Consider the following 12,783-nt stretch of genomic DNA (forward strand, 5'->3'; position numbering starts at 1 on the left):
TCCGAAAGGATCGCCTTTTTCATGGCTGCCTGTCTGGCGGTCAGTCGATGTACTCGAACAGCTTCACGATCTTCTGTACGCCGGACACGCTCTGAACCAGATTGGTTGCGCGGTTTGCCTCATCCTGAGTCACCAGACCCAGCAGGAAGACGATACCGTTTTCAGTCACGACCTTGATACGCGAGCCGGGGATGGACGCGTCGGCAATCATCTGGCTTTTGATCTTGGTGGTCAGCCAGGCGTCGTTGTTGCGGGCCAGCAGCGAAGAGGGCGCCATGACCTGCAGTTCGTTGTTGACCTTCTTGACGCGCTGAACCGAGCTGGCGGCCTGTTCGGCGATTGCCTTCAGGTCGGCACGGGGTGTCTGACCAGCCAGCAGCACGATGCCGTTGAAGCTGGTCACGACGATGTGCGAGCCTTCGGCAAGGTCAGGGTTCGCCTTGGAGATGTTGACGGCCGCTTTGGTTTCAATCAACGAATCGTCGATTTTACTGCCGAAGGTCCGCGTGCCCCGATCATCCTCGATCGGCTTGTCGCGAGCGGCAGTCAGGACCGAGCTGCATCCGCTGATGCTCAGGCACAGTGTCAGAACCAGTAGGCTTAGACGATGGGTGGTCATTCTTCACTCCCGAACAGTTGGCTGTCGATCAGATCACATAGGCAGTGGATCGCCAGCAGATGGACTTCCTGGATGCGTGCCGTGACGTTGGCGGGTACACGGATTTCAACATCCTCTGGCAGCAACAGCGAGGCCATTCCGCCACCGTCGCGTCCCGTCAATGCTACGACAATCATTTCGCGATCATGTGCGGCCTGGATCGCTTGAATAATATTCGCCGAGTTGCCGCTGGTAGAAATTGCCAGCAACACATCACCGGGCTGGCCCAGTGCGCGGATTTGCTTGGAGAAGATCTCGTTGTAGCTGTAATCGTTGGCGATCGAGGTGATCGTCGAGCTGTCGGTGGTCAGTGCGATGGCTGGCAGGCTCGGGCGCTCGCGCTCGAATCTGTTGAGCAGTTCCGAAGAGAAATGCTGCGCATCCCCGGCCGAGCCACCGTTGCCACAGGAGAGCATTTTGCCTTCGTTGAGCAAGGCATTGACCATGACCTGGCTGGCCTGCTCGATAAAGGGTGCAAGCACTTCCATCGCCTGTTGCTTGGTGTCGATGCTGGCCTGAAACAGCCGGCGAATTCGGGATTGCATGTCCATCAATGTGACCTTAATTAGAGCGTACGGCGGCTGGTCGGGTGCGCTCGGGGTTTCCCGCAGGCTACCTGGCACAAGGATGTGCAGCCGGCAAAACGAATAGCGAAATCGGTGATTTTGAAGGCTTTGGGGTTGTCAGTTTCGCGGCTTGGCCAGTTGGCAAAGCACGCATCAGCTGTCGAAAGCATTCGTTATCCAGTTAAGGGGAGCGGCGTTACCTGGGGCTGCATCGACCGCTATCACGTCGAAACGGCAGGGGGAGCTGGCCCAGTTTGTTTCTTGTTGCAGGAAAAGCTGTGCAGCAATGACTATCTTCTTCTGCTTGCGAAAATCGACGCTTTCCATCGCACCACCCCAGCCGGAATGGCTGCGGTAGCGAACTTCGACGAATACTACTGTATCGCCGTCGAGCATGACTAGATCCAGCTCACCGCGTTTGCACAACCAGTTTTGGGCGATCAGGGTCAGGCCCCGCTGCTGCAAGTAGTGCAGGGCGAAGGCTTCGGCCTCGCGCCCTGCTTGCTGGCGGGTGATGCGTTGCGTCAAGGAGTGGTGTTCGGCAGACGTTGAACCTTGCCGTCAACGAACTCTGCCCATGGCAACTGGCGCTCGACTCGACGGTTGGGGTTCATGCTCAGGCTGCCCGACAGACCATCGATGCGGGTGTCCGGCAAGGTCTTCAACTGGCCAAGGCGCGGTGCCAGGCGATAGGCGTCAATGCCCATTGCGTAGAGGCGGCCCAGGCTGCCAGCTGCTTGCGGCCATTGAGCGGTGACTTGCTGACGCAGCGGATCATCGGCGTTCAGCAGCCAAGGCGTTTCGCAGAAGCGCACGCCGTTGAGGTCCATGTACTGCGCGTGGTCATTGCTGTTGGTAAACAGGTGCGAGGTCGCGTAGACAGGAACATCCCCTGCGTACTGGAACACCATGGTCGGTTTGATCTGTTGCGCCTGCTGGGGGGTTGCGGCCAGGAACATGAAATCTATGTCCTGACGGCGGCTCGGCTGAGCGGCAACCTGAGTGCCTGTGGTGCTTTGCAGGCGTTGTGCACGACCTTCGCTTTTGCGCAGTTGAAACAGATCAGCGACCTGCTGGGCCAGTTCAACAGGCTGGTCCACGTGTTCGGCGGCGATCAGCGTACCGCCCTTGGCTTGCCAGCTTTTGCGGAAGGCGTCCAGAACACGATCGCCCCATTCACCCTTCGGCACCATGGCAACTGCGCTGCGCTTGCCGTCGGCCCAGGCGCGACGTGCAACTTCGCGAGCCTCGTCTTCGGCAGCAAGACCAAACTGGAACAGCTGGGGAGGGCCTTCGTTACCCGCGTCGCTGTAATTCAGCGCCAGCGTGGTGATCGGCAACTGTTCGCGGCTATTGAGTTGCTTGACGAGATTCTTCTCCAGTGGGCCTACGACCAGCTGGACGCCAGCGGCCTGGGCCTGACGATAGAACTCGTCCATTGAGGTCAGGCGCGAGCTGTCGAAGACCTGGATAGCAGGAGGATTCTGTCCCGCTTGCTGAGCCTGGTAATGCGCAGCCATGAAGCCTTCACGCAGCGCCTTGGCAACCGCCGCCAACTGGCCATCTTGTGGCAGCAGCAAAGCGATCTTGGTCAGCGGTTCGCTGGTCAGGGCGCGCAGCTGCGCCAGCGTGGTCGGCAGTTGCAGCGCGGCCGGGTGCTGTGGGTTCTGCGCTTTCCAGGTGTCGATCGCTGCCTGCTGTTGCTCAAGTGTGCCGGCACCCTTGATCGAGCGGGCCAGATTCAGCCAGCCCGCCATGTCGCCTGTGGCCGGGCTTTGCAGTTGTTCGGCCGGCAGTGCGGAAACCAGCGTCCAGATAGCATCGTTGTTTGCGCTTGCGTCGGCACCTTGCAGCAATGGGCTGGTCGCGACGCGCTCGTTGGCCGCCTGAAGGGCCTGGCCATCGGCTTCCAGAGCGCGAGCCTTGACCTTGTGGGTGCGAACCTGCTGCTCGACCGACAGCTCACCCAGGCGCTGCAGGCTCGGGTGGTTCAGCGCGGTCAATGCTGCCTTGGGCTGATTGCGCCCCATGGCCAGCTCGGCGGAAAGGGTGCTTGCAAACACCTGAAGGCCGGGTTTGAGTGTGTCAAGTTGCACTTGCCCAAGAATCTGAGCAGCGCGTCCTGCGTCGTTCTGACGATTTGCCAGGTCCGCTGCGCTCAGGCGCAGGGTCGAAGCCTGTTCAGGAGTCTTGGCAGTGGTCGCCTGATCGAGCAGCTGCTCGATACTGGCATCAGGGGTGCGAGGGAGCTCGCCAAGGCTGGACGAGGGCGAGCTGGCGCAAGCCGCAAGTAGTGCAGCGAGGCAGAGGGCAGAGAACAGCCGCAGGCAGGCGATCATTGATGTGTTCCTGATACTCGAGCGAATTAACGGCGAATTGTACCCAAGCGCTGGCCGGGGCGCGACGTCGCAGGTGTGATATTGATCGTGATAAGGCTTTCTACCGAATGATCATTTCAATCGGACAGTGCTTTGAGGTATCGCAGGGCAGTCTGTTCACGCTTATTTATTCCTTTTTTACAGGGTTCCATGGTGCATGAGCCGTCGGTCAAGGTCGTAGCCTGTACAATGCCGCCCTTCAGGTATCACGCTTAACAAACAAGAGGTCTGCGCTTTGACTGTTCCGGTTGCTTCGAATTCCACCCTTGGCTCGCTTTATGTGGTGGCTACGCCTATCGGCAATCTGGACGACATGAGCGTGCGCGCGTTGAAGGTGTTGCGCGAAGTCGCCCTGATTGCCGCCGAGGATACGCGGCACTCGTCACGGTTGATGCAGCACTTCGGTATATCGACTCCGCTCGCCGCGTGCCATGAACACAACGAACGTGATGAGGGTAGTCGTTTTATCACTCGTCTGTTGGCGGGTGACAGCGTGGCGCTGATTTCGGACGCAGGCACACCACTGATTTCCGACCCCGGCTACCACCTGGTGCGTCAGGCCCGAGCCGCCGGGGTGCCGGTTGTGCCGGTGCCGGGCGCCTGCGCGTTGATCGCTGCGCTGTCGGCAGCCGGCCTGCCGTCGGACCGTTTCATTTTCGAAGGGTTTCTTCCGGCCAAGGCGGTGGGGCGCAGGGCAAAGCTGGGGCATGTCAAAGAAGAACCGCGCACGCTGATCTTCTATGAAGCGCCTCATCGCATCCTGGAGTGCCTTCAAGACATGGAGCTGGTCTTCGGTGCTGAGCGTCCGGCATTGCTGGCGCGTGAATTGACTAAAACCTTTGAGACGCTCAAGGGTCTTCCCTTGGGCGAGCTGCGTGCATTCGTAGAGTCAGACAGTAATCAGCAGCGCGGTGAGTGCGTCGTGCTGGTGGCAGGCTGGACGCCGCCGGAAGACGAGGACATAGTCGGTGCGCAGGCTCGCCGGGTGCTGGATCTGCTGCTTGAAGAGATGCCACTCAAGCGCGCCGCAGCGCTGGCAGCCGAGATCACAGGGGTTCGGAAAAACCTGCTGTATCAGGTTGCTCTGGAAAAACAGAAGGGCCACTAAGCCGGGTTTTCACAGGCACAAAAGCATTTATCAAGCTTTAAGGCTTGTTCTCGTTGGCGTGTGCCGCTAACCTTGTCGGCGGAGAGTCGATTGGACAGTCGCTGCCTCTTGTTGTTCCGCAACAAGGGGGGGAGGAAAGTCCGGGCTCCATAGGGCGGAGTGCCAGGTAACACCTGGGAGGCGCGAGCCTACGGAAAGTGCCACAGAAAATAACCGCCTAAGCACTTCGGTGCCGGTAAGGGTGAAAAGGTGCGGTAAGAGCGCACCGCACGTCTGGCAACAGTTCGTGGCAAGGTAAACCCCACTCGGAGCAAGACCAAATAGGGTTCCTAGGCGTGGCCCGCGCTGGAACCGGGTAGGTTGCTAAAGACGTCCAGTGATGGCCGTCGTAGAGGAATGACTGTCCTCGACAGAACCCGGCTTACAGATCGACTCTCCACCTTTCTCCCTCCTCTGCTTTTCAGCAGCAGATGCGTTTCCTAATACCAAAAAAATCTTAAACCTCACAAATCACTTTAACTTGCGGCTGTAGTTGCCTGAGTTGAATTGGGTTTGTCTGCCTGAACCGTTCCGGTTTCGCATTTTTCTCTCCAATACCACTCCTAAATCTCCGAAATGTAAGGGTTTTCCTTAAGACCGCGCCTTGACGGTGTGGTGGGCGCATTCCTATAGTGTGCGCAAGTGGCAGAAAGTGGCACGAAGTGGGTTTTTTGAGCGCAAAAAGCTGATATTTGGAGAATGCGCCTGTGTTCCGTGGTGCCAACGCTATCAATCTCGATGCAAAGGGCCGTCTCGCTATGCCGAGCCGGTACCGTGACGAGTTGGATTCGCGTAGCGCCGGACAACTGATCGTGACCATTGATGCCGTTGATCCCTGCTTGTGTCTTTATCCGCTGTCCGAGTGGGAACTGATTGAGGCAAAACTTCGCGATCTCGCCACCTTTCGTGAAGAGAACCGTCGTTTGCAGCGGCTTTTGATTGGTAATGCAGTCGATCTGGAACTCGATGGTAGTGGGCGCTTTCTCGTGCCGCCGCGTCTTCGCGATTATGCCAAGTTGGATAAGCGCGTGATGCTGGTTGGCCAGCTCAACAAGTTTCAACTGTGGGACGAGGACGCCTGGAATGCTCTTGCTGATGCTGACCTGGCTGCCATTCAACAACCTGGCGCGATGCCCGACGAATTACGTGACCTGATCCTGTGACTATAACCAGCGGCTTTACCCACATCACCGTTCTGCTTGAAGAAGCCGTGGAGGCTCTCGCGTTGCGCGCTGATGGCTGCTATCTGGATGGTACGTTCGGTCGCGGCGGGCACAGCCGGTTGATATTGAGTCAGCTGGGTACGGAGGGTCGGCTGCTGGGTTTTGACAAGGACCCCCAAGCGATTGCCACAGGGCAAGCGCTAGCGGCCGAAGACGGCCGCTTTGTCATTGTGCAGCGCAGTTTTGCAGAATTGGGCTCCGAGGCTCAAGAACGTGGCATTGCGGGCAAAGTCAGCGGCATTCTGTTGGATCTTGGGGTTTCCTCCCCACAGTTGGACGATCCTGAGCGCGGCTTCAGCTTCATGAACGATGGCCCGTTGGACATGCGCATGGACCCGACCCGTGGTGTCAGCGCCGCCGAGTTCATTGCCACCGCACCTGCCGAAGAAATCGCTCGGGTGTTCAAAGAGTATGGCGAAGAGCGCTTTGCAAAGCGCATGGCCAACGCCGTGGTTCAGCGTCGTGAAATTCAGCCTTTCGAGCGCACTGCCGACCTTGCGGAAGTGCTCAAGGTGGCAAATCCCGCGTGGGAAAAGGGCAAGAATCCTGCAACGCGTGCTTTTCAGGGCCTGCGTATTCATGTCAACAACGAGCTGGGCGATCTGGAAGCCGGGCTTGAAGCGGCGCTGGACGCGCTTGAAATCGGTGGCCGTCTGGTGGTCATCAGTTTCCATTCGCTGGAAGACCGCATCGTCAAACTCTTCATGCGCAAGCTCGCCAAGGGCGAAGCCGATAACATGCCGCGCAACCTGCCTATTCAATACAAGGCATTCGAGCCGAAAATCAAGATTCACGGCAAGGCTCAGTTCGCGTCCGATACCGAAACCAAAGCCAATCCACGCTCGCGCAGTGCTGTCATGCGTGTAGCGGAGAAGCTCAGGTGAGCCGTCTTTTCCTGAAACCCCTGCCAGGCGGCAGCTTTATTATGCTGCTGTTGTTTATTGGCGTCCTGATTTCGGCCATTGGCGTTTCTTACAGTGCCCACTGGAACCGCCAACTGCTCAATTCGCTTTACTCGGAAATGAGTGTTCGCGACAAGGCTCAGGCTGAGTGGGGACGTCTGATCCTCGAGCAAAGCACCTGGACTGCACACAGCCGTATCGAGACACTGGCCACTGAACAGCTGAAAATGCGCATCCCGAGTGCCGCTGAAGTCAGGATGGTGGCGCCATGATGAAGCTTGAAGGCGCACTGTATCCGTGGCGTTTTCGCGTGGTCGTGGGCCTCCTCGTCTGTCTGGTACTCGCCATCTGCTGGCGAATCGTTGACCTGCAGGTCATTGATCACACTTTTCTTAAAGAACAGGGTGACGCGCGCAGTCTGCGGCATGTTCCCATTCCCGCTCACCGGGGTCTTATCACTGATCGTAACGGCGAGCCTTTGGCTGTCAGTACGCCGGTCACGACATTGTGGGCCAACCCGCGCGAGATGCAGCAGGACAAGGCCAAGTGGCCGATGCTTGCCGCCGCACTGGGGCAGGACCTGAAAGCGATGACCGAACGTCTCGACTCGCAGGCCACCAAGGAATTTATCTATCTGGTTCGCGGTTTGACACCGGAGCAGGGCCAGTCGGTACTCGACCTCAAAGTACCTGGTGTATATGGCATTGAAGAATTCCGCCGCTTTTATCCGGCAGGTGATGTTACTGCTCACATGGTGGGCTTCACCGACCTGGACGATCATGGCCGTGAAGGGGTCGAGCTGGCCTACGACGATTGGCTCGCCGGCGTGCCCGGCAAGCGCCAGGTCATCAAGGACCGGCGAGGGCGACTCATCAAGGACGTCCAGGTAACCAAGAACGCCAAGGCCGGCAAGACCTTGGCTTTGTCTATTGATCTGCGCCTGCAATACCTGGCGACCCGCGAGCTGCGCAACGCCATCGTCGAGAACGAGGCCAAGGCCGGCAGCCTGGTGATCATGGACGTCAAGACCGGCGAAGTCCTCGCCATGGTCAATCAGCCGACCTACAACCCGAACAACCGCCGGACCATGGTGCCTGCAGCCATGCGTAACCGGGCAATCATTGACGTGTTCGAGCCGGGCTCGACCATGAAGCCGATCTCCATGACGGCGGCGCTCGACAGCGGCCGCTGGAAACCGACCGACAAGGTCGAGGTTTATCCAGGCACCCTGCAGATCGGTAAATACACCATTCGCGACGTGACCAAGACTGAAGGGCCGGTACTCGACCTGACTGGCATTCTGATCAACTCCAGTAACGTGGGCATGAGCAAGGTCGCGTTCGATGTGGGCGGCGAAGCCATATTCCGTGCCATGCAGCGTGTCGGCTTCGGTCAGTACACCGGGCTTGGTTTCCCGGGTGAACGTGTCGGCAACCTCCCGAACTATCGTGAATGGCGCAAGGCAGAGACCGCTACGTTGTCGTACGGCTACGGCTTGTCGGTGACTGCGCTGCAGCTGGTTCATGCCTACGGCGCCCTGGCCAATAACGGACGTATCGTTCCGCTGACCATCCTGAAAACCGATGCGCCGCCTACCGCCGTGCAGGCGATTCCGGAAAACACGGCCAAGACCCTGCAAGGCATGCTGCAGCAAGTGATTGAAGACCAGCGTGGCGTGTACCGCGCCCGCGTACCGTCCTATCACGTCGGCGGCAAGAGCGGTACTGCGCGCAAGACTTCCATCGGCACGAAAGGTTATGCAGAGAACTCTTATCGTTCCCTGTTCGCCGGTTTTGGCCCGATGAGCAACCCGCGTTACGCGATCGTCGTAGTCATCGACGAACCGAGCAAGGGTGGCTACTACGGTGGTCTGGTTTCTGCGCCGGTGTTCAGCAAAGTCATGTCCGGCACGTTGCGGCTGATGAACGTGACCCCGGACAACCTGGCGCCACCTGAACAAGTGAATGCTGCCCCTGTCGCCAAAGGAGGGCGTGGTTGATGGCCTCTAATCTAAGCAAGATTTTCGCTCATGCGGAACGCGATCCCCAGATCCGCGAGTTGACACTCGACAGCCGTAATGTTCGTCCGGGTGATCTGTTTCTGGCCATACCTGGGCTCAAGGTCGATGGTCGCGATCATATAGCTGATGCATTGCAGCGCGGCGCAGCGGCTGTCGCTTACGAAGCCGAAGGCTCGATCGTGTTGCCGATTACCGATGTGCCACTGATTCCAGTCAAGGGCCTCGCTGCGCAGTTGTCCGACATCGCTGGCCGCTTTTATGGCGATCCGACACGCCGGCTCAATCTGGTGGGCGTTACCGGTACAAACGGCAAAACCAGCGTGACTCAGTTGGTGGCGCAGGCGCTTGATCTTCTTGGTCAGCACTGCGGGATTGTCGGCACGTTGGGCACCGGGTTCTACGGTTCCCTGCAGAGCGGTCGTCATACTACGCCGGACCCTATCGCAGTGCAGGCCACGCTGACTGACCTTCGCAAGGCAGGCGCGCGTGCTGTGGCAATGGAAGTCTCCTCGCATGGTCTGGATCAAGGGCGTGCAACGGCGCTGGCCTTTGATGTGGCCGTGCTGACCAACCTGTCCCGGGATCATCTGGACTATCACGGCACCATGGAGGCTTACGGCGCAGCAAAGGCGAAGCTGTTTGCATGGACCGATCTCAAGTGTCGGGTGATCAACCTCGATGACGCGTTTGGTCGCGAACTGATCGCCGCCCAGCACGAGCCGCGGCTGATCACTTACAGCCTGCTCGACAGTTCGGCGTACCTGTATTGCCGCGATGCGATATTCGATGACGAAGGCGTGCGCGCGACGCTCGTCACTCCTCAAGGGCAGCACTTCCTGCGCAGCACCCTGTTGGGTCGTTTCAACCTGAGCAATGTGCTGGCTGCGGTCGGCGCGTTGCTGGGGCTGGATTACGCGCTGGATGAAATCCTCAAGGTTCTGCCGAAGCTCGAAGGGCCGGTTGGCCGTATGCAGCGCCTCGGTGGCGGCGACAAGCCGTTGGTCGTGGTCGATTACGCCCACACCCCGGATGCGCTGGAAAAAGTACTCGAAGCACTGCGCCCACACGCCAAGGGCCGCTTGCTGTGCCTGTTCGGTTGCGGCGGTGATCGTGATCGCGGCAAGCGTCCATTGATGGCCGAAGTGGTCGAGCGTCTCGCTGATGGCGTATGGGTCACCGACGACAATCCTCGCACAGAAGCGCCTTCGCGAATTTTCGACGATATCCGTCCAGGTTTCGTGAACCCTGAAAAAGCATGCTTCGTGGAAGGCCGTGGCCAGGCGATTGCCGACCTGATCGCATCCGCGAGTGCTGACGATGTGGTCGTCCTTGCGGGCAAGGGCCACGAGGATTACCAGGAAATCGATACCCAGCGTGTCGTTTTCTCCGATCTGGACGAAGCCGCCAAGGCTCTGGCCTCCTGGGAGCCTGCAAATGCTTAAGTCACTGACCTTCAGCGAACTGCTCGGGCCGCTCGATGCAAGACTCGTCGGCGAAGACTGCAGCTTTGATCATGTCAGCACCGACAGCCGCGCCATAAAACCTGGTCAGTTGTTCGTCGCGCTGACCGGTCCGCGTTTCGATGGGCACGAATATCTGGAGCAGGTTGCTGCCAAAGGTGCAGTCGGTGCGTTGGTCGAGCGGGAAGTTGAAGGCTGTGTCTTGCCACAACTGGTGGTCCTCGACGCGCGCAAGGCTCTGGCTCAGTTAGGCGCGATGAATCGCAATGCATTTGTCGACAGGCCTGTGGCGGCAGTCACGGGCTCCAGTGGCAAGACCACTGTCAAAGAAATGCTTGCCAGCATTCTGCGCACGCGCGGTCCTGTGCTGGCGACGCGTGGCAACCTGAATAACGAACTCGGTGTCCCGCTGACGCTGCTGGAACTGACGCCTGAATACACCTCGGCAGTCATTGAACTGGGCGCTTCTCGCGTTGGCGAGATTGCCTTTACCGTCAGCCTTGCCAAGCCGCATGTGGTCATGATCACCAACGCAGGAACCGCCCATGTCGGAGAGTTCGGCGGGCCGGACAAAATTGTCCAGGCCAAGGGCGAGATTATCGAAGGCCTTGATGAAAACGGCATTGCGGTCCTGAACCTGGACGACAAGGCCTTCCCTGTATGGAACAAGCGCGCGGGCAGTCGCAAGGTGTTGAGCTTTTCGCTGAGCAACCCTTCAGCTGATCTGCACGCCAGCGAGCTCAATGTCGATGCTCGCGGTTGCCCTGGCTTCACATTGAACAGCCCGCTGGGCGCTGCGCCAGTACAACTTAATCTGTTGGGCGCGCATAACGTGACCAACGCGCTGACTGCCGCTGCTGCAGCGTATGCGCTGGGCGTCTCTCTGGACGGCATCGTCAGCGGCCTGAACAACGTTCAGCCGGTCAAGGGCCGCACGGTTTCGCAGATCGCCAGCAACGGCATGCGCGTCATCGACGACACCTACAACGCCAACCCTTCATCTATCAATGCCGCCGTCGATATTCTCGCCGGTTTTCCTGGGCGTACCGTCCTGGTGCTGGGCGATATCGGCGAGCTGGGTGAGTGGGCCGAACAGGGCCACCACGACGTGGGTGCTTATGCGGCTGGAAAGGTTTCGGCCCTGTACGCCGTTGGCCCGCTGATGACGCATGCGGTCAGCGCATTCGGCAAGGACGCGCATCACTTTGCCAGTCAGGCAGAGCTGATCGCAGCGCTGGGCGCCGAACAGGATCCTCATACCACTTTACTGATCAAGGGCTCGCGTAGCGCTGCGATGGAAAACGTCGTGGCTGCTTTGTGCGGTTCTAGCCTGGAGAAACATTAATGCTGCTGCTGTTGGCCGAGTTTTTACAACAGTTCTATAAGGGCTTCGCGGTCTTTCAATACCTCTCGCTGCGCGGGATTCTCGGCGTGCTCACCGCGCTGACGTTGTCGCTGTGCCTTGGGCCCTGGATGATCCGTACTCTGCAAATGCGCCAGATCGGTCAGTCCGTGCGTAATGACGGTCCGCAATCGCATCTGTCCAAGTCGGGCACGCCGACCATGGGCGGCGCGTTGATTCTTTCGTCGATTGGTATCAGTACCCTGCTGTGGGCAGACCTCAGCAACCGCTATGTCTGGGTCGTGCTACTGGTCACGTTTCTGTTCGGTGCCATCGGTTGGGTTGATGATTACCGCAAAGTGATCGAAAAAAACTCGCGGGGTCTGCCAAGCCGTTGGAAGTATTTCTGGCAGTCCGTGTTCGGCCTTGGGGCAGCGATTTTTCTTTATACGACTGCGCCATCAGCCACTGAAACCACGCTGATCGTGCCGATGCTCAAGGATGTCCGGATCCCGCTCGGTATAGGCTTTGTGGTGCTGACCTATTTCGTGATCGTAGGCTCCAGTAACGCGGTGAATCTCACTGACGGTCTGGATGGCCTCGCGATCATGCCGACCGTGATGGTGGGGGGTGCCTTGGGCATCTTCTGCTATCTGTCTGGCAACGTGAAGTTTGCCGAGTACCTGCTGATACCTTACGTGCCGGGGGCGGGCGAACTGATTGTGTTCTCTGGAGCGCTGATTGGTGCCGGGCTAGGGTTTCTCTGGTTCAACACGTATCCGGCCCAGGTGTTCATGGGTGATGTCGGCGCACTGGCGCTGGGCGCTGCACTGGGCACGATGGCCGTCATTGTCCGTCAGGAAATGGTGCTGTTCATCATGGGCGGTGTGTTCGTGATGGAAACACTTTCAGTCGTGATTCAGGTCGCTTCTTTCAAGCTGACCGGTCGCCGAGTTTTCCGAATGGCGCCCATACACCATCACTTTGAACTCAAAGGCTGGCCCGAGCCACGCGTGATCGTCCGTTTCTGGATCATTACCGTGATTCTGGTGCTGATCGGCCTTGCCACGCTGAAACTGAGGTAAGA

12 protein-coding genes and 1 other RNA gene are annotated in these 12,783 nt (G+C 58.7%); 9 read left to right on the forward strand and 4 right to left on the reverse strand.

Features of this window, described 5'->3' with window-relative positions:
• Nucleotides 1-40: 40 nt before the first annotated feature.
• The 4 genes from KDX37_RS06900 to KDX37_RS06915 form a co-directional block, all read right to left on the reverse strand.
• On the reverse strand, nucleotides 41-619 hold the full coding sequence (locus KDX37_RS06900; RefSeq protein WP_231651929.1) for a BON domain-containing protein: 579 nt from the start codon (nucleotides 617-619) through the stop codon (nucleotides 41-43).
• Nucleotides 616-1,209, reverse strand: a complete 594-nt coding sequence (locus tag KDX37_RS06905) for a phosphoheptose isomerase (protein WP_083182593.1) — start codon at nucleotides 1,207-1,209, stop codon at nucleotides 616-618. Before KDX37_RS06905 ends, KDX37_RS06900 begins: the two co-directional genes overlap by 4 nt.
• Nucleotides 1,210-1,377: 168 nt before the next feature.
• Nucleotides 1,378-1,752 (reverse strand): YraN family protein, encoded by a 375-nt coding sequence (locus KDX37_RS06910; protein WP_231651930.1) that lies wholly within the window; start codon nucleotides 1,750-1,752, stop codon nucleotides 1,378-1,380.
• A complete protein-coding gene (locus KDX37_RS06915; RefSeq protein ID WP_231651931.1) occupies nucleotides 1,749-3,563 on the reverse strand; it encodes a penicillin-binding protein activator in 1,815 nt (604 codons plus the stop codon). The genes KDX37_RS06910 and KDX37_RS06915 overlap by 4 nt, the downstream gene beginning before the upstream one ends.
• Nucleotides 3,564-3,837: 274 nt before the next feature.
• On the opposite strand from KDX37_RS06915, the gene rsmI reads away from it, so the two are divergent.
• The 9 genes from rsmI to mraY all read left to right on the forward strand — a co-directional run bounded on the left by rsmI (nucleotide 3,838) and on the right by mraY (nucleotide 12,781).
• Nucleotides 3,838-4,710: a 16S rRNA (cytidine(1402)-2'-O)-methyltransferase gene (gene rsmI, locus KDX37_RS06920; RefSeq protein WP_264759169.1), complete on the forward strand. Its 873-nt coding sequence runs from the start codon at nucleotides 3,838-3,840 to the stop codon at nucleotides 4,708-4,710.
• A gap of 82 nt (nucleotides 4,711-4,792) precedes the next feature.
• Nucleotides 4,793-5,150: RNase P RNA component class A (gene rnpB / locus KDX37_RS06925), an RNA gene on the forward strand.
• A 306-nt stretch (nucleotides 5,151-5,456) separates the two neighbouring features.
• Nucleotides 5,457-5,912, forward strand: coding sequence for a division/cell wall cluster transcriptional repressor MraZ (gene mraZ, locus KDX37_RS06930; protein WP_231651932.1), 456 nt, complete (start codon nucleotides 5,457-5,459; stop codon nucleotides 5,910-5,912).
• Entirely contained in the window at nucleotides 5,909-6,856 is a 948-nt protein-coding gene (gene rsmH / locus KDX37_RS06935) for a 16S rRNA (cytosine(1402)-N(4))-methyltransferase RsmH (RefSeq protein WP_406641550.1), read from the forward strand. Before mraZ ends, rsmH begins: the two co-directional genes overlap by 4 nt.
• On the forward strand, nucleotides 6,853-7,146 hold the full coding sequence (gene ftsL / locus KDX37_RS06940; protein ID WP_231651933.1) for a cell division protein FtsL: 294 nt from the start codon (nucleotides 6,853-6,855) through the stop codon (nucleotides 7,144-7,146). The genes rsmH and ftsL overlap by 4 nt, the downstream gene beginning before the upstream one ends.
• The gene (locus KDX37_RS06945; protein ID WP_231652004.1) at nucleotides 7,146-8,873 is read left to right on the forward strand and encodes a peptidoglycan D,D-transpeptidase FtsI family protein; all 1,728 of its coding nucleotides are present in this window, start codon (nucleotides 7,146-7,148) and stop codon (nucleotides 8,871-8,873) included. The genes ftsL and KDX37_RS06945 overlap by 1 nt, the downstream gene beginning before the upstream one ends.
• The gene (locus KDX37_RS06950) at nucleotides 8,873-10,336 is read left to right on the forward strand and encodes a UDP-N-acetylmuramoyl-L-alanyl-D-glutamate--2,6-diaminopimelate ligase (protein ID WP_231651934.1); all 1,464 of its coding nucleotides are present in this window, start codon (nucleotides 8,873-8,875) and stop codon (nucleotides 10,334-10,336) included. Before KDX37_RS06945 ends, KDX37_RS06950 begins: the two co-directional genes overlap by 1 nt.
• The gene (locus KDX37_RS06955) at nucleotides 10,329-11,699 is read left to right on the forward strand and encodes a UDP-N-acetylmuramoyl-tripeptide--D-alanyl-D-alanine ligase (RefSeq protein ID WP_231651935.1); all 1,371 of its coding nucleotides are present in this window, start codon (nucleotides 10,329-10,331) and stop codon (nucleotides 11,697-11,699) included. Before KDX37_RS06950 ends, KDX37_RS06955 begins: the two co-directional genes overlap by 8 nt.
• Complete coding sequence (gene mraY / locus KDX37_RS06960) at nucleotides 11,699-12,781, forward strand: phospho-N-acetylmuramoyl-pentapeptide-transferase (protein WP_231651936.1); 1,083 nt, start codon at nucleotides 11,699-11,701, stop codon at nucleotides 12,779-12,781. Before KDX37_RS06955 ends, mraY begins: the two co-directional genes overlap by 1 nt.
• Nucleotides 12,782-12,783 lie beyond the last annotated feature (2 nt).

Origin of the sequence: Pseudomonas californiensis (genome assembly GCF_021147775.1) — a bacterium.
Classification (GTDB): domain Bacteria; phylum Pseudomonadota; class Gammaproteobacteria; order Pseudomonadales; family Pseudomonadaceae; genus Aquipseudomonas; species Aquipseudomonas californiensis.

Excerpts from the sequence above, each read along its gene's own strand:
- KDX37_RS06950 (WP_231651934.1), top strand. The coding sequence starts at position 8,873 with ATGGCCTCTAATCTAAGCAAGATTTTCGCTCATGCGGAACGCGATCCC.
- KDX37_RS06955 (WP_231651935.1), top strand. The coding sequence starts at position 10,329 with ATGCTTAAGTCACTGACCTTCAGCGAACTGCTCGGGCCGCTCGATGCA.
- KDX37_RS06900 (WP_231651929.1), bottom strand. The coding sequence starts at position 619 with ATGACCACCCATCGTCTAAGCCTACTGGTTCTGACACTGTGCCTGAGC.
- mraY (WP_231651936.1), top strand. The coding sequence starts at position 11,699 with ATGCTGCTGCTGTTGGCCGAGTTTTTACAACAGTTCTATAAGGGCTTC.
- KDX37_RS06945 (WP_231652004.1), top strand. The coding sequence starts at position 7,146 with ATGAAGCTTGAAGGCGCACTGTATCCGTGGCGTTTTCGCGTGGTCGTG.
- KDX37_RS06915 (WP_231651931.1), bottom strand. The coding sequence starts at position 3,563 with ATGATCGCCTGCCTGCGGCTGTTCTCTGCCCTCTGCCTCGCTGCACTA.
- KDX37_RS06905 (WP_083182593.1), bottom strand. The coding sequence starts at position 1,209 with ATGGACATGCAATCCCGAATTCGCCGGCTGTTTCAGGCCAGCATCGAC.